This window comes from Burkholderia sp. 572 (genome assembly GCF_040545135.1).
Taxonomy (GTDB): Bacteria; Pseudomonadota; Gammaproteobacteria; order Burkholderiales; family Burkholderiaceae; genus Burkholderia; species Burkholderia cepacia.
Genome location: NZ_JBEPLH010000016.1, coordinates 132,130 through 147,447 on the forward strand (window position 1 = coordinate 132,130; position 15,318 = coordinate 147,447).

General features: G+C 67.5%; 15 protein-coding genes. 7 read left to right on the forward strand and 8 right to left on the reverse strand.

What is annotated here, in order from left to right:
• Positions 1-143: 143 nt before the first annotated feature.
• The 5 genes from ABIC51_RS28040 (at position 144) to ABIC51_RS28060 (ending at position 4,857) form a co-directional block, all read left to right on the forward strand.
• The gene (locus ABIC51_RS28040; RefSeq protein ID WP_124533491.1) at positions 144-515 is read left to right on the forward strand and encodes a hypothetical protein; all 372 of its coding nucleotides are present in this window, start codon (positions 144-146) and stop codon (positions 513-515) included.
• A complete protein-coding gene (locus tag ABIC51_RS28045; RefSeq protein ID WP_226129469.1) occupies positions 515-1,462 on the forward strand; it encodes a hypothetical protein in 948 nt (315 codons plus the stop codon). Before ABIC51_RS28040 ends, ABIC51_RS28045 begins: the two co-directional genes overlap by 1 nt.
• A 149-nt stretch (positions 1,463-1,611) precedes the next feature.
• Complete coding sequence (locus ABIC51_RS28050; RefSeq protein ID WP_226129467.1) at positions 1,612-2,214, forward strand: TetR/AcrR family transcriptional regulator; 603 nt, start codon at positions 1,612-1,614, stop codon at positions 2,212-2,214.
• 418 nt (positions 2,215-2,632) lie between these two features.
• Positions 2,633-3,352, forward strand: coding sequence for a response regulator transcription factor (locus tag ABIC51_RS28055; RefSeq protein ID WP_021162521.1), 720 nt, complete (start codon positions 2,633-2,635; stop codon positions 3,350-3,352).
• A complete protein-coding gene (locus ABIC51_RS28060) occupies positions 3,352-4,857 on the forward strand; it encodes a sensor histidine kinase (RefSeq protein WP_226129465.1) in 1,506 nt (501 codons plus the stop codon). Before ABIC51_RS28055 ends, ABIC51_RS28060 begins: the two co-directional genes overlap by 1 nt.
• A 19-nt stretch (positions 4,858-4,876) precedes the next feature.
• Here ABIC51_RS28060 and ABIC51_RS28065 read toward each other — a convergent pair whose 3' ends face one another.
• Together ABIC51_RS28065 and ABIC51_RS28070 are read right to left on the reverse strand one after the other, a co-directional pair.
• Positions 4,877-5,980, reverse strand: coding sequence for an AraC family transcriptional regulator (locus ABIC51_RS28065; RefSeq protein ID WP_027792333.1), 1,104 nt, complete (start codon positions 5,978-5,980; stop codon positions 4,877-4,879).
• Between the two features lie 428 nt (positions 5,981-6,408).
• Complete coding sequence (locus tag ABIC51_RS28070; RefSeq protein WP_226129463.1) at positions 6,409-7,197, reverse strand: HAD-IIB family hydrolase; 789 nt, start codon at positions 7,195-7,197, stop codon at positions 6,409-6,411.
• Between the two features lie 303 nt (positions 7,198-7,500).
• Between ABIC51_RS28070 and ABIC51_RS28075 the strand changes: the two genes are divergently transcribed.
• A complete protein-coding gene (locus tag ABIC51_RS28075; RefSeq protein WP_354006721.1) occupies positions 7,501-9,135 on the forward strand; it encodes an AMP-binding protein in 1,635 nt (544 codons plus the stop codon).
• Positions 9,135-10,289 (forward strand): AraC family transcriptional regulator, encoded by a 1,155-nt coding sequence (locus ABIC51_RS28080; RefSeq protein WP_027792336.1) that lies wholly within the window; start codon positions 9,135-9,137, stop codon positions 10,287-10,289. The genes ABIC51_RS28075 and ABIC51_RS28080 overlap by 1 nt, the downstream gene beginning before the upstream one ends.
• A 95-nt stretch (positions 10,290-10,384) precedes the next feature.
• On the opposite strand, the gene ABIC51_RS28085 is transcribed toward ABIC51_RS28080, so the two are convergent.
• The 6 genes from ABIC51_RS28085 to ABIC51_RS28110 form a co-directional block, all read right to left on the reverse strand.
• Complete coding sequence (locus tag ABIC51_RS28085) at positions 10,385-11,014, reverse strand: PqiC family protein (protein WP_060286206.1); 630 nt, start codon at positions 11,012-11,014, stop codon at positions 10,385-10,387.
• Positions 11,011-12,681 carry a PqiB family protein gene (locus ABIC51_RS28090; protein ID WP_226129460.1) on the reverse strand — a complete coding sequence of 557 codons (1,671 nt, stop codon included), beginning with the start codon at positions 12,679-12,681 and terminating at the stop codon, positions 11,011-11,013. Before ABIC51_RS28090 ends, ABIC51_RS28085 begins: the two co-directional genes overlap by 4 nt.
• Entirely contained in the window at positions 12,678-13,325 is a 648-nt protein-coding gene (locus ABIC51_RS28095; protein ID WP_027792339.1) for a paraquat-inducible protein A, read from the reverse strand. Before ABIC51_RS28095 ends, ABIC51_RS28090 begins: the two co-directional genes overlap by 4 nt.
• Positions 13,322-13,969, reverse strand: coding sequence for a paraquat-inducible protein A (locus ABIC51_RS28100; protein WP_146254515.1), 648 nt, complete (start codon positions 13,967-13,969; stop codon positions 13,322-13,324). The genes ABIC51_RS28095 and ABIC51_RS28100 overlap by 4 nt, the downstream gene beginning before the upstream one ends.
• A 382-nt stretch (positions 13,970-14,351) precedes the next feature.
• Entirely contained in the window at positions 14,352-14,612 is a 261-nt protein-coding gene (locus ABIC51_RS28105; protein WP_226129458.1) for a hypothetical protein, read from the reverse strand.
• The gene (locus tag ABIC51_RS28110) at positions 14,609-15,298 is read right to left on the reverse strand and encodes a response regulator (protein ID WP_027792342.1); all 690 of its coding nucleotides are present in this window, start codon (positions 15,296-15,298) and stop codon (positions 14,609-14,611) included. The genes ABIC51_RS28105 and ABIC51_RS28110 overlap by 4 nt, the downstream gene beginning before the upstream one ends.
• Between the last annotated feature and the right edge of the window lie 20 nt (positions 15,299-15,318).

Here is a 15,318-nt window from a genome sequence, read left to right on the forward strand (position 1 = left end):
TGTTTCCGCTTCGACATTCGGGATTCTAGTCAAAGTAGATCGACTAGTATACATTCGTCATATCTTGCTTCCCGATCCGTAAAGACAGGCACCTGTTGCCCGGCAGGAGGCGACGCCGAATCCGGTACAGGCAGGATTTCACCATGACGCTGAAAGCCGGTATCGATGAAATCGCCCGGAGCCTCGACGGATTGCATCCGCCCTGGTTGCCCGCGTACGACCTGCGGGCCTATGCGGCGAAAGTGGATTCGGAATGCGGATATGGCTCCGACATGATGGTCGCCATCGAGATCAATACGAGAATGTTCGAGGAGATTGTTGCATTCGTGCATGTGTGCGGCGCGTTTGCTTCGCTGCAACCGTCCACTGCGCGACAGTACGCATGCGTGCGCAATGACAGCGCGGAAATCGACGACGTGCTCGCACTCAATGCTTCCCGGGCATGTCCGACATACACGGGGTTGCTGAAGTCGCTCGTCGATCGGGGCATCGTCGTGCGATGTGCGCTGGATTGATGTTCACCCCCAATGAGGGCTTGGTGCCGATTCAATCTGTACTGCGACGCATCGCGTTCGCAGTTGCGATCGGCACCGGGCCAAAGATGACCAAGCCTTTCGGACGCCGTGCCATGCAGACAAGCGCATTCAGGAAAACTCCCGTTTTGTTCGCCCTGGTCAACCAGGCGCTCGCCCGCATCCCGCGTCGACGCCGGACGGCTCTTGGCGCGACAGTCGGGTTATTGCTGGCCGCCAGCGTGTTTTCGGGGTGTGCGCCCCTGTCGGCGTCTGCGCCGACGGATCCTCAGCAACAGCTTGCCGCAGAGCAGCGGAATGCGAATGCGTTGTATAGCCAGAAGGTGTTGGCTTACAAGCCGATGTTCGAGAATCCTGGCGGCTATGGTCGAGCGCAGATACTGGACGCGTACGAGGCGGTCCTCCAGCAGTACTCCGTCGCTGCAATCACGTATGTCCGTACCATCTATCCCGAGGCTCGACAGACGCTTCCGCCTGTCCTGCAGCCATTGCCGGCGCCGTCGGGGCCGGTCACGCTGGCGGTCGTCAATCGCGACTACGAGCATGTGCTTGGAATGGGCGCTGCGATGTGGGAGATGGATATGGCGGCGAACTTCGGCCGGCCGTCCCGGTTCCCGATACCGAAATACACCGGCCCGGTGCTCATCATGCCGCCTACGCCACCGTTTCCGCCCCTGCAGGATGTTCGCGATCCGAAGTTCGCACGGCTCGTGGCCATGACGAAGAAACTGGACGATGCGCAGAAGGCGGATCTGGCACGCGAGCATGCCGCGATCGAACAGCAGTATGCCGAGCAGGCCGCGTGGCGGGCTCGACACCCGATGGGCCAGTACGATCACATCGATCCGAGAACCGGACTACCGTATGCGGCCCCGCAACAGGAGACGCAGCGATGGTGCATGATGAACGGCGGCCGGGTGCCTTGCTGAGACTGCCGCGAGCAGGGGCATGGCGGCCACGTGTTTGACGCCCTGCAAGGCGTGGTCGTACCGGCAGCCTGCAACGCTTGCCCTGCAACCTGAAGAATCGGTGCTGACGGTGGTGCTAAGATGCCGCCCCGTAGTCAGGAGAAGCATGCATGCGCGCGAGCAAACGCCAGCAGGTGGTGGACAAGGCCGGTGAGTTGTTTTCCCGCCATGGCTTTCATCCGGTCGGTATCGACTGGATCATCGCCGAGGCGGACGTGGCTCGCATGACGCTCTACCATCACTTCGCGAGCAAGGACGATCTGATCAAGGCGGTGCTGGAGCAGCGCTACACCTTCATCATGGACAGCATTGCCGCCAAGCTCGAACCCATGGCGGATGCCACTGCGCGCCTGAAGGGGATCTTCGACTGGTACGGTGTCTGGTTTCGCAGCCCCGAATTTGCGGGCTGCCTGTTCGAGCGTGCGCTGGCCGAGTTCGGCGCGACCTGTCCCAAGGTGACCGACGTCGCGGTGCGCTACCGGGACGACCTGTTGGCCATCATGGAGCGATTGCTGTCCGAGATCATTCCGCGTCGCCGGGCACATCAGCTGGCGGGCGTGTATGTGATGTTGCTGAGCGGGGCGACAGCGGATGCGCGTGCGATCGGAGATCCACGTGCCGCCGCACGGGCGTGGGAGGCGGCGAAGGTATTGCTGAATGAGTCGACGGTCGCAACCGGGAGTACGCGTCAAACGCGTAGCCGTCCGGGTTAGGCGTTTGCTGTCGGCCCCCCGCTGCGCGTTCCGTGCGCCGCGCGTGCCGGTCGGCGGCACTGAATGCCGGAGGCGCCATTCACACGGCGTGCAGCGCGGATTCGGATCGGCAATCCGGGGCGCGCCGCCATCGCTCGACAGATCCGAGCCCGAGTGTCCAGCTTGCGTCCGGACGGAACGGCGCAGGTTCCGTTTCATGGGGCCGGATTGGAGAGCCATACCGGCATTGGCTCAAGGGGCGGACACGATGCAAAGATAAACGAAATGTGATCCCTCCCTCCCGCAAAATTTTGCACAATGGCGGCAGCGCGGCGCATTGCCGCGATTCGCTCCCCGGGAACCCGGCCAGCCGGCCCGGGCCCGGGGCCGGCCCGAACCGATACCCGACCTCGGCACCGACGTGCCGCCATCCGCCGCCATGGACCAACCGAAACGCATCCTGATCGTCGAAGACGACGCCGACATCGCCGACGTGCTCAGCCTGCACCTGCGCGACGAGCGCTACGAGGTCGTGCACAGCGCGGACGGCGCCGAAGGGCTGCGCCTGCTCGAGCAGGGCGGCTGGGATGCGCTGATCCTCGACCTGATGCTGCCGGGCGTCGACGGCCTGGAGATCTGCCGGCGCGCGCGGGCGATGACGCGCTATACGCCGATCATCATCACGAGCGCGCGCTCGAGCGAGGTGCACCGGATCCTCGGCCTCGAGCTCGGCGCCGACGACTATCTGGCCAAGCCGTTCTCGGTGCTCGAACTCGTCGCGCGTGTGAAGGCGCTGCTGCGCCGCGTCGATGCGCTCGCGCGCGATTCGCGGATCGATGCGGGTACGCTCGACGTCGCGGGGCTGGCGATCGACCCGATCGCGCGCGAAGCGAGCGTGGACGGCGCGCGCATCGACCTCACGCCGCGCGAATTCGACCTGCTGTATTTCTTCGCGCGGCACCCGGGCAAGGTGTTCTCGCGGATGGACCTGCTCAATGCCGTGTGGGGTTACCAGCACGAAGGCTACGAACACACGGTCAACACCCACATCAACCGGCTGCGCGCGAAGATCGAGGCCGATCCGGCGGAGCCCGTGCGGATCCTCACCGTGTGGGGCCGCGGCTACAAGCTCGCCGCGCCGGGCCAGCGGGACGGATGATGAAGCTCACCCTCACCCAGCGGCTGTCGCTCGTGTTCTCGGTGCTGCTGCTCGCGTGCTCGGGCGCATCGGCGTGGCTGCAGATCCGCGCGAACGACATGCGCGAACAGGAAGTCGTGCAGGGGCTGTCGCGTGACCTGGCCGCCAATATCGTCAACAGCGTGACCCACAGCGCGCCGCTGATGGACGCGAACGGGCTGCGCCCGGACGCCGTGCGCACGCTGTTCGGCCAGCTGATGGGCGTGAACCCGAGCGTCGAGGTCTATCTGCTCGACAACGCGGGGCGCATCAAGGGCGACGATGCGCCGCCCGGCCACGTGAAGCGCGACCGCGTCGATCTCGCCCCCGTGCAGCGCTTCATCGCGGGCGAGCCGCTGCCGATCCTCGGCGACGACCCGCGCAGTCCCGACGCACGCAAGGTCTTCAGCGCCGCGCCGCTGCAACGCGCGGGGCAGCCGCCGTCGGGCTACATCTATGTGGTGCTGCTCGGCGAGGCGCACGACCGGCTGGCCGCGCGCGTGGACGCCGGCAACGTGCTGCGCACGACGCTGTGGTCAATGGCGCTCGTCGCGCTGCTCGGCCTGCTCGCGGGCCTCACCGCGTTCAGCTTCATCACGCGCCCGCTGCGCCGGCTGACGGACGCCATGCGCCGCTTCGACGCGAACGGCACGCCCGACACGCAGCCGCCGGTGCCGCGCTCGCGGCCGGGCCGGCGCGGCGACGACATCGTCGTGCTCGAGTCCGCGTTCGCGCAGATGGCCGACCGGATCGGCGAGCAGTGGCGCGCGCTGACGCGCCAGGACCAGCAGCGGCGCGAGCTGATCACGAACATCTCGCACGACCTGCGCACGCCGCTCACGTCGCTGCACGGCTACCTGGAAACGCTGTCGCTGAAGGCCGACACGCTCGCCGACACCGAACGGCGTCGGTACCTGTCGATCGCACTCGCACAGAGCGCGAAGGTCGGGCGGCTCGCGCAGGCGCTGTTCGAGCTGGCACGCCTCGAATCGGGCGGCGTGCAGGCCGAGCGCGAGCCGTTCTCGCTCGTCGATCTCGTGCAGGACGTGTTCCAGAAGTTCGAGCTGACCGCGCAGGCGCGCGGCGTCGCGCTGCATGCGCGGATTCCGGCGCGGGTACCGGTCGTGTCGGCCGATCTCGGGATGATCGAGCGCGTGCTGACCAACCTGCTCGACAACGCGCTGCGGCATACGCCTGCGCATGGCGAGGTCGAGGTCGCGCTGGAGCCGCGCGGCGACCGCGTGCTCGTGACCGTGGCCGATACCGGGGAAGGGATTCCGGCGGCGCGGCGCGAAGGGTTGTTCCAGCGGCCGCAGCGGCCGATGAGCGGCGGCGCGGTGACGAGCGGCGGGCTCGGGCTGCTGATCGTGCACCGGATGCTGGCGCTCAACGGCAGCAGTATCCGGCTGGTCGACCGGCCCGGGCGGGGGGCGGTGTTCGAGTTCGCACTGGCGGTGGCCGCGCCCGCGACCGGCGACGGGCGCTGAGCGCGGTCACTGCTCGCGCTCAGCCGCCGCGCTTGTTGCGCCGCACGTCGCTCGGCGTCATGCCGGTCCAGCGCTTGAACGCATGGCGGAAACCCACCGCATCGCTGAAGCCGAGCGTCGATGCGATGTCCTCGGTGCTGAGCGTGGTCGTGCTGAGATAGTCGATCGCGAGCGCCTTGCGCACGCTCGCCAGCAGTTCGCTGTACGAGGTGCCTTCGGCTTCGAGCTTGCGGCGCAGCGTGCGCGACGTGATGCACAGGATCGCCGCGATCGCGTCGATATCGGGGAATTGTCCGGGCGTGCGGGTGAGTTCCTGGTACACGCGCCGCGTGACGCCGGCCTGGCTGCGCAATTCGTCGAGCAGGCTCGCGCAGTGCGACGACACTTGCGCGGCAGTAATCGGATTCGCGAGCTGCGGCGCGCGCGCGAGCCACGCGGCCGGATAGCTGAGCACGTGATGCGGCTGGTCGAACGCGATCGGGCATTCGAGCGCATTGCCCAGCAGCGCCGCGTGCGCCGGCTGCGGCTGCGCGAACTGCGCGCGCGCCGGCACGCACCACGCACCCATCACGTCCTTGATGATCGTCACGTGCAGCGCGAACTGCATGTCGATCAGGAAACGGTACAGCGGCTCGTCGAGATCGGGCAGCGCGACTTCGTGCCGGTCGGGAAACAGCCACGACGCGGTATCACCCTGTTCGACCCAGCGGATCGCGAGCATGCCGTTCGCGAGCCGGTGATATTTGACGGCCGATTCGAACGCGTGCGCGAGCGATTCCGAGCACAGCATCGCGTAGCCGTACATCCCGTAGCTCGACACGTGCAGCCGGTGGCCGACGCGCACGCCCAGATCGGAGCCGTCGTAGCGGCCGATGGCGTTGCGCGCGGCCGTGAGGAACTGCAGCGGCGACGTGAGCGTGAACGGGTCCGCGACGGCGGCCGGCGTGAGGCCGGTACCGTCGAGCACCGCGACCGGGTCGATGCCGGCTTGCGCGGCCACGTCGAGCAGCACGGCCAGCTTGGCCGGCGTGAAGCGCTGCTGGCGCAACGCGTGGGCCGGCTCGAGGTCCGGCAGGCGGGCTGCGCGGGCGGTCGTCGGGTTCAAGGGCACACTGCGCGGCATGGGAACATCCTGCGTCCGAATCGATATCGTTTACGGCACGCAATTCTGCTCGGGATCGGTCCCATGCGCCACAGGGTTCACCCTGACGATCACGCGACAGGATCACGCGACAGTCGATGCGCGAGCGCGCTCAGCCCCGCTAGGGCCTGTTCACGCTAATAACGGGCTTGCGCTGGCCCCCAGAAGGGCCGAGCGCAAGGATTGCGACGAAGCGAATACTCGACGTATTCGCGAGGAGCATGACGCGGCGATCGGCCCTTCTGGGGGCCAGCCCCACGAACGAATTTTTCTAAACAGGGGAACGTGCCTTTCCGCCCACATTGCGGCGTCGTGCGTCGCTTGTTTGGCACGGCCAAACGGCGCTCCTTACTCCTTGCACTGCGAGCGGAAAGGCACGTTCGCAAGCCCGTTATTAGCGTGAACAGGCCCTAGTCCGCGCGCGTGCGCAGGATCGCGTCGGCGAACTCCACGAACCCGCTGCCGCCCGGGCCCTGCGTGATCCAGCGCGGCAACGCGGGCAACTGCTGCAGATACTCGACCACGGTGCTCATGCCGGCCGTGTGCGTGAAGTAGCCGAACATCGGCGCATCGTTGGTGGAGTCGCCGGAATAGGCGACACAATCGCGCGCCGCGCCGGCGCCCGCATCGACGCCGAACGTGTCCGACAGCACGCGCAGCGACATCGACAGCTTGTCGTACCCGCCGACCCACCCGATGATCCACAGGTTGTTGATGGTCGCGTCCGCGCCGGCCTCGACCAGCGCGTCGCGGATCCGGTCGTCCTGGTCGCCGCCGGTGCGGGCGTACGCGAGCGACGTCAGCCTGAAATCCTGGTCGTCCGCGGGGCGGGCGGCGGGGACGGCCGCCTCGACCTGCCGCGCGATGCGCCGGAGTGCGTCGCGCGCGCCGGCGAGCGCATCGTCCGCATGCCAGTAACGGCGTTCGACGCCGTGCCCGTCCGGGCCGCGCCGGATGAAAAGGCCGCCGTTCTCGGCAATCACGCCGTCGACCGGCCACATGCGCGCCATCTGGTCGCACCAGCCCGCCGGCGCGGCCGTCACCGGGATCACGCGGATGCCGCCCGCCTGCAGGCGTTCGAGCGCCGTGTAGGTGCGGGCGGACAGGCGGCCGTGATGGGTCAGGGTCTCGTCCATGTCGGTCAGCAGGAAGCGGACGGACGAGAAGGTGTCGGCGGGGGCCAGGGAAAGCGGCTGCATGGTTTCGACAGCGGAATGACAGGCGTCGATTATGAAGAAGGGCGCCCGGCCGTGCCATGCCGCTTGCTGCTTTGCAATTCGTGCCGGGGAATAAGCGGTTTCCTGCGCCGGCCGGCGAAGTTGTCTGGACAAGCGCGCCCGCCCGCGTGTCCGTTTCGATCATCTTTTCGGCCGCCCGGATCATTTTCAAAGCGGCCCGCACGGGCGATAGTCGCCGGTCAGGCGACGGCCCGCGCTTCTCCGGCGTGCAGGCCGTCGTGCGAACGGCGCGCGGCCGGCGCGCCGTCCCCCGTGGAGTGAGACATGACGAAGAGACACTGGACCGGGTCGTATGGCTCGATCCCCGCCGAGATCGATCCTGATCGCCATCCTTCCGTAAGCGCGCTGCTGGACGACGCGATGCACCGTTTCGCCGATCGTCCGGCGTTCCATTCGTACGGCCGCACGCTCACCTATGCCGACGTCGACCGCCTGTCGACGGCGCTGGCCGCTTATCTGCAGCAGGTCGTGGGCGTGCGCAAGGGCGATCGCGTGGCCGTGATGCTGCCCAACGTGCTCGCGTTTCCGGTCGCGTTCGTCGCGGTCGCGAAGATCGGCGCGATCCAGGTCAACGTGAACCCGCTCTACACGGCGCGCGAGCTCGAGCATCAGCTCAACGACGCAGGCGTCGAAGTCGCCTTGGTGTGCGGCGGGTCGATGGGCACGTTCGCCGAGGTGGTCGCCGGCACGCGCGTGCGTACCGTGCTGAGCGTCGGGCGCGGCGATCTCGGCGTCGTCGATGCGCCGGCCGGTGCATGCGACGCGCTGCCGCCCGGTTCGATCCCGCTCGCCGACGCCATCGCCGCCGGCGAATCGCTCGCGTTCGAGCCGGTGCCGCTCGGCGGCGCGGACCTGCTGCTGCTGCAGTACACGGGCGGCACGACTGGCCTGTCGAAGGGGGCCGCGTTGTCGCACCGCAACCTCGTCGCGAACATCGCGCAGTTCGGCGCGATCGTGCCGGCCGCGCGCGAGCCGGGCGAGGAGGTCGTCGTCACGGCGATCCCGATGTATCACATCTTCGCGCTGACGGTGAACTTCCTGTCCTACTTCGCGATCGGCGCGCAGAACTGGCTGGTCGCGAACCCGCGCGACATGGACGGCTTCATCGACGTGCTGAAGGCCGCGCGGCCGACGGTGTTCGTCGGCGTGAACACGCTGTATGCGGGGCTCGCCGGCCATCCGCGCCTGACGGAAGTCGACTGGTCGCGGCTGAAGCTGTCGGCCGGCGGCGGCGCGGCCGTGATCGACGTGATCTCGTCGCGCTGGAAGGCGGTGACGGGCAACTTCATCCGCGAGGGTTACGGGCTGTCGGAAACGTCGCCGGTCGTGTCGTTCAACCCGCAGTCGATCGACACGTTCACGGGCACCACGGGCCTGCCGCTGCCGTCGACCGACGTGAAGCTGCTCGACGACCAGGATCGCGAAGTCGCGATCGGCGAAGCCGGCGAAATCTGCGTGAAGGGGCCGCAGGTGATGAGCGGCTACTGGCAGAAACCGGAAGCGAATGCGGCCGCGTTCACGACCGACGGCTATTTCCGCACGGGTGACGTCGGCGTGTTCGACGAAGCCGGTTTCCTGCGGATCGTCGACCGCAAGAAGGACATGATCATCGTGTCGGGCTTCAACGTGTACCCGAACGAGGTGGAAGCCGTCGCGACCGTCATGCCGGGCGTTGCCGAATGCGCGTGCATCGGCGTGCCGGACGCGCGCACGGGCGAGGCCGTCAAGCTGTTCGTCGTGCTGGCGCAGGATGCGTACGTCTCGGAGGAACAACTCGTCGCGCATTGCCGCGCGAGCCTCGCGGCCTACAAGGTGCCGAAGCTGATCCGCTTCGTCGACCGCCTGCCGAAGTCGACCGTCGGCAAGATCCTGCGCCGGGAACTCAGCCGTACCGACTGATGGCGTCGGCGCGCCGCGCAAGGCCCGGCGCGCCCCGGGCCCGGAAGGCCCCGCCCGGGCCGCTCAAGTACAATGCGAGCGGTTCGACCGACGGGGACGCGATGACCGGTTCAGATGCACTTTCCGCCCAGCCCGGGCCCGGGCGGGCGCTGCCTTCGCCGAGTGCGACGGTGCCGATCTCGCTCGTCAACGGCTTCCTGGCGAGCGCGGGCGTGCAGCGCGACGTGGTCGAGCGCTACCTGCGCGGAGCCGGCATCCCGATCGAGCTGCTCGGCGAACCGCATGCGCGCGTGACGGAGGAGCAGTTCTCGACGCTGTACCGCACGCTCGCGATCGACCTCGACGACGAGATGCCCGGCATCTTCTCGCGCCCGCTGCGCGGCGGCACGCTGAAGTACCTGTGCCTGAGCCTGCTCGACGCGCGCAACCTCGAAACGGCGCAGCATCGTTTCGGGCAATTCTTCCATATCCTGCTCGACGATTTCTTCGTCGAATCGAAGCGCGACGGCCTCGTCGCGCAGGTGCTGCTGCGCCCGAACGACGCGATCGGCCCGATCGGCGCGCTCGGCCAGGAGCTGATGCTCAAGCTCGTGCACGGCGTGTGCTCCTGGCTGATCGGACAGAAGATCCCGCTGCTGCAGATCGAGTTCGCGTGCCCGCGGCCGCGCCATGCGGTCGACCACCTGTATTTCTTCACCGGCTCCGTGGCGTTCGACTGCGAGCGCACGCTGATGCGCTTCAGCGCGGACTACCTCGATGCGCCGATCCGGCAGAGCAAGCGCAACCTGCGCAAGTTCCTCGCGCGCGCGCCCGGCGACTGGATCTTCGAATCGTTCAGCGAACAGCTCGTGTGCCATCGCGTGCGGCAGTACCTGTCGGCCGCGTTGCCCGACCTGCCGGTGATCGACCAGGCGGCCGAGCACCTGCATTGCTCGGTGCGCACGTTGAGCCGCCACCTCGCCGCCGAAGGGACGACGTTCCAGGTGCTCAAGGACGAACTGCGGCGCGACATCGCGATCCAGCGGCTGACCGACACGCCCGACACGATCGCGGCGATCGGCGCCGACATCGGCTTCGACGATCCGAGCGCGTTCCATCGCGCGTTCCGGCACTGGACGGGGAGCACGCCGGGCACTTACCGGCGGCGCGCGTAGCGCATCGCTTCAAAGGTTCAAGGACCAACGTAGCCGGTTCCCATAACCGGCTCTCTTCGCGCGCTCCCATGGATGGCTCCCATCGGCGGGATGATTTACGAATCGGCGGGACAGGCGGGGCGCCCGCTGCCGAAGCTGCGCACGGTGCTCGCAATCCGGGCGGCGAACTGCCCGATCATGCGCTGCTGCACGCGCACCATGTCGGCATGACTTCCAGGGGCGGCCTCGTCGAGCCGCGTGCTGCACGAAATGCGCGGGCCCGGCATGTCCTGCTGCACGCCGACGACCCAGTCGGCTTCGAACTGGGCCCGGCTCCCGGGCCACGCATCGAAGCGGCGCACCTGCGTGCGGATGCTCATGACGGTCTGGTTTGACGGGCGCGGCAGGCCGGTGACGTTGCGCGCGCCCAGCTGCTCGACGAGCGCCGACGAAAGCGCCGCGCGCAGCTCGTCGCCGAGCGGGGCGATCCAGCGTTCGTTGTCGAGTATCACCGCGGTGCCCGCGCCGCTGCGAACGACCATCTGCTGCTGGTCGAGCTGGGCGGGGATGCCGACCGGCAACACGTTGATCGCGAGCGGCGCGGTGCCGCGCGCGGCCGTCGCCGTCGCGGACGTGGCCGGCGAGACGAGCGTGTAGTAATGCACCGGGTTCGACGCGCACGCGGTCAGCGCGATGACGGCACCGGCGCCCAGGGCGATCGTCCTGGCGCGAATCGGGAAGCTCATGGTTGTCGTGGCTCCTGCTGGACAGGCGGGGTTGAAGTGCCGGCCGGCGCGAGCGGTGCATGATCGGCCCCGGTTCCCCGGAGCAGCGATTCGGGACGGCGGCCCAGCATGTCCGTCAGCGTGCGCAGCGATCGCGCGGTACGCTGGACTTCGGTCAGCGTGTTCGCCAGGTTTTCCTGAAGCGGACCGTCCTCGGCGATACCCTGGCGCAACGCGCCGAACGTCTGGTTCGCCTGGTCGAGCGTGCGCGTCGTCGACGGCAGCAGCTGGCCGTTCATTTGCCTGAGCGTCGCGTCCAGGTTCGTCAGGCTCGAATCGACGTGCTTGCCGATCGATTCCAGCGGCATCTTGTTGATCTTCTCGACGATGTCGGCGATCTGCTCCGGCAGCTTGTCGAACGTGCTCGTGACGGTGGGAATGGTCAGCGGCGTCGCATTGGCATCGAACGGCACCTTCGGCGCGTTCTTCACGAAATCGAACGAGATGTAGAGCTGCCCGGTCAGCAGGTTGCCGGTACGCGTCTCCGCCCGGAGCCCGTGCTCGACCAGGCCCGCGAGAAACTGGGCCGCGCGCGGATTGCCGTTGCCGTCGGTCTTCTGCAGTTTCTCGACGACGGGCCCGAGCCGGTACGGATAGACCTTGACCATGACGATGGACTGGAAGCGCCGGGACGCACGGTCGAAGTCGAGCCGGGTCGAGACGACCGTGCCCATTTCGATGCCGGAGAATTCCACCGGCGCCCCGACCGCGAGTCCGCGCAGCGGCTGTTCGAAACGCAGCCGGATGAGCTGGGACGGGCCGTCCGGCGCGGCCATCGCGGCGGCTTCGTCGACGGCGAGCGTAAACAGCTTGCCGGCAGGGGCGGCCGTCGTGCCGCCGTCTTCCGGTGTCGCGAACGCGATGCCGCCGCCCACGATCGTCGCGACCGACTGGGTTTTCAGCTTCAGGCCGTTCGCGTCGAGCGAAAGATCCATGCCGCTCGCGTTCCAGAAGCGCGTATCGGTCGTCACCAGCCGGTCGTACGGCGCGTCGATGAACACCTGCAGGTTCATGTCGCGACTGTGCATGTCGAGCTTGTACGACGCGACGTGGCCCACCATCAGATGGCGGTAGTAGACCGGCGAGCCGATATCGAGCGAGCCGAGATCGGCGGCCCGCAACGCGAAGCTCGTCCCCGGCGTGCCGTTGATGACGGTCGGCGGCGTTTCGAGCCCGGTGTAGGCTTTGCGCGCCTTGTCGGAGCGGCCCGTGTCCATGCCGATGTACGCGCCGGAGAACAGCGTATCGATGCCCGATACGCCGCTCATGCCGACGCGGGGCCGCACGACCCAGAAGCGCGTGTCGTCGCGAATGAGGTTGCGCGCATTCTTCACGAACGAAACCGTCGCGACCACGTGTGAACTGTCGTCGCTCAGCGAAATGGCGGTCACGGTGCCGATCACGACGTCCTTGTACTTGACGGGCGTCTTGCCGGCCTCGAGGCCTTGCGCGGTGTTGAACGCGATCGTGATTTCCGGTCCGACGGACAACCACGCGTGGATCACCATCGACAGGCCGATCAGCGCCGCGACGAGCGGCGCGAGCCAGACGAGCGAAAGCCGCATGCGGTTGCGTGACACGGGCGGGTCGTGGGGTTCGAGGCCTTGCGGGCCGGATGCAGGATTCATGCTTCTTCGGCGTCCCAAATGAGGCGTGGGTCAAAACTCATCGCGGACAGCATCGTGAGGATGACGACCATGCCGAAAAACAAAATGCCGGCGCGCGGTTCGATCTCGGACAGCGGACCGAACTTCACCAGCGCACAGATGATCGCGACGACCAGCACGTCCAGCATCGACCAGTAGCCGACCAGCTCGACCGCGCGGTACAGCACGGCCCGCTCGCGCATGGCCGACACGCTGCGCCGGCCGGTCGTGACGAGCAGCATGGCGATCGCGAGGAGCTTCGTACACGGCACGACGACACTCGCGATGAAGATCACCGACGCGATGCCGTACGAGCCGGCTTTCCAGAACACCACGACGCCGCTGAGGATCGTCGATTCGCTGTGGCTGCCGAGCAGCGTGGTGCGCATCACCGGCAACAGGTTGGCCGGGATGTAGAAGATCAGGCTGGCGATCAGCAGCGCCCACGCACGCACGATGCTGTCCGGACGACGCGCGTGCAGCGCGGACCCGCACCGCGGGCAGCGTGCCGTTTCGGCGGCGTGCGGATGGGTGTCGGTTGTGGCGGATGCGTGCGCGCGGCAGACGAGGCCGCACGCATGGCACCCGACCATGCCCAGCTGACCGGCGCGTACGGGCAGGCTCACGGGCGGCCTCCGGCGGGTTCCACCGGCACGACCCGGTCCCATAGCTGGCGTGCGTCGTGCCCCGCGATCAGCGGGATCAGCACCATCAGCACGGCCGTGGCCCACAGGCCGGCGCCGGGAATGATCTGCATGAGGCTGGACAGCTTGATGATCGCGATGAGGATGCCGAGCAATCCGACCTCGATCATGCTCCATGGCCGCAGCGCGACGAGCAGCCGCATCAGCGGGCCGAACGCGGGCGCGCGACGCCCCACACGGGCAAAGGCCAGCAACCAGATCAGCGTCGCGATCTGCAGGAACGGCACCACGACGATGGCGAAGGCCGTCGGAATCGCGATCGGCGCGGCGAAGCCGTGGGCCAGCGCGAGCGCGGATTGCCACAGCGTGGCTTCGCTGTGCAGCCCCTGCACGCCGATCCGCATGATCGGGCAGAGGTTGGCGATCGCGAAGACCACGCCGGCCGCGACCGCCAGCGCGAGCCACCGGTCGATATCGAGCCAGCTCGATCGAAACAGCACCGCGGAACACCGTTCGCAACGCGCGACCTCGTGAGGCGCCAGCGCGCGGCGTCGGTAGACGCTGTCGCAATGCTCGCAGGCGATCAGGGTCGGAAACGTGTCCATGTGTTCGGGTGGCTCGCGCATGCGGATTCGATGACTTGCTTCGCAGTGTGTGTGGCGTCGATGGACGTTGTTGTGCGGTTCGATGGAGAAACGATGGAGCCGCTATCGAAACGCGCAGGCCGCCGCGCGGCCTTGCCGGGGCGGCTTTCCGCGCGCGCACGATCCGTTACGGCAATGGCGAGCCGGGGTTCGACGGGAGCGCCATCATTCGCCGGCCTTTCGACGAATCGAATGGGCAGCAGCGCCGGGCACGATGTCCGCCATCGAAGCGGGCGCGACGAACGACGCGAAGCCGTTGCCCCCGCATGCTCGTCGAGACGTGCATGACGCAACCCGATCTGCTGCGCGTAGCGGAGGTTCAGGCGAGGTCGTTTCACGAGGGCGGCGAATGCGGCGCGGCGGGTTACGAACGCGTCCTGCGCGCCAGCTTGACGAGGTCGACGACCGTCGCGACCAGCCCGGCCAGCAGCACGGCGGCGAGCACCGGATAGCTCGGCGTCTCCCGGATCACGACCGCGATCGGGTTGTCGGTCGCGGGAGACGAAACGACGAGGATCAGGCCGTAGACGACGAACCATCCGGTCGCGACCGTCAGCACGACAGCAACCGTCAGGAGCCCGACGATTCGCGCGACACGCAGCCTCGATCGATGATGCGTGCTCACTGGCTGCTTCGCAGCCGATAGCCGACGCCGCGCATCACCTCCGGCATCCCGGACGCACCCGCGCATTCGAGCTTCTTGCGCAACCGGCTGATATGGCTGTCGACGGTGCGTTCCAGCGCATCGACGTCGGCGAGGCAGGCGTCGATCAGTTCGCTGCGCGTGAACACGCGGTTCGGCGAGCCGGCCAGGTGGGCAAGCAGCCGGAATTCGGTCAGCGTCAGCGCGATGCTGGTTTCCCCGCTGTCCGTGCGGACCGTGGTCAGATAGCTTTGCGTATCGATTTCGAGGTTGCCGACCTTGATGAAGCGTCCCGCGGCGGCGGTTTCCAGACGGCGCAGGATCGCCCGGATGCGCGCGACCACCTCGGCCGGGTTGAACGGCTTCGTGATGTAGTCGTCCGCGCCGAAGCGCAGGCCCTGCAAGCGATCGATTTCGCGGTCGAGCGCCGTGATGATGACGATCGGCGTGTCGCCGCGGCGGCGCAGTTCGACCAGGACTTCCCAGCCGTCCTTGTTCGGCATCCTGACGTCGAGCAGGATCAGGTCGGGTTTCAGCACGCGCTGCACGTCGAGCACGGCCTGGCCGTGACCGACGCGATAGGTGCGAAAGCCGTCGTGAGCCAGGTAGGCATCGAGTATGTCGGCGATCTCCGGATCGTCTTCGGCAATGAGTATCAGAGGGTTCATCGGTATCACTGAAAGTGAAC

Bases quoted from the DNA above. Each gene is read 5' to 3' on its own strand.
- ABIC51_RS28040 (WP_124533491.1), top strand. From the start codon at position 144: ATGACGCTGAAAGCCGGTATCGATGAAATCGCCCGGAGCCTCGACGGA.
- ABIC51_RS28045 (WP_226129469.1), top strand. From the start codon at position 515: ATGTTCACCCCCAATGAGGGCTTGGTGCCGATTCAATCTGTACTGCGA.
- ABIC51_RS28050 (WP_226129467.1), top strand. From the start codon at position 1,612: ATGCGCGCGAGCAAACGCCAGCAGGTGGTGGACAAGGCCGGTGAGTTG.
- ABIC51_RS28055 (WP_021162521.1), top strand. From the start codon at position 2,633: ATGGACCAACCGAAACGCATCCTGATCGTCGAAGACGACGCCGACATC.
- ABIC51_RS28060 (WP_226129465.1), top strand. From the start codon at position 3,352: ATGAAGCTCACCCTCACCCAGCGGCTGTCGCTCGTGTTCTCGGTGCTG.
- ABIC51_RS28065 (WP_027792333.1), bottom strand. From the start codon at position 5,980: ATGCCGCGCAGTGTGCCCTTGAACCCGACGACCGCCCGCGCAGCCCGC.
- ABIC51_RS28070 (WP_226129463.1), bottom strand. From the start codon at position 7,197: ATGCAGCCGCTTTCCCTGGCCCCCGCCGACACCTTCTCGTCCGTCCGC.
- ABIC51_RS28075 (WP_354006721.1), top strand. From the start codon at position 7,501: ATGACGAAGAGACACTGGACCGGGTCGTATGGCTCGATCCCCGCCGAG.
- ABIC51_RS28080 (WP_027792336.1), top strand. From the start codon at position 9,135: ATGGCGTCGGCGCGCCGCGCAAGGCCCGGCGCGCCCCGGGCCCGGAAG.
- ABIC51_RS28085 (WP_060286206.1), bottom strand. From the start codon at position 11,014: ATGAGCTTCCCGATTCGCGCCAGGACGATCGCCCTGGGCGCCGGTGCC.
- ABIC51_RS28090 (WP_226129460.1), bottom strand. From the start codon at position 12,681: ATGAATCCTGCATCCGGCCCGCAAGGCCTCGAACCCCACGACCCGCCC.
- ABIC51_RS28100 (WP_146254515.1), bottom strand. From the start codon at position 13,969: ATGCGCGAGCCACCCGAACACATGGACACGTTTCCGACCCTGATCGCC.
- ABIC51_RS28110 (WP_027792342.1), bottom strand. From the start codon at position 15,298: ATGAACCCTCTGATACTCATTGCCGAAGACGATCCGGAGATCGCCGAC.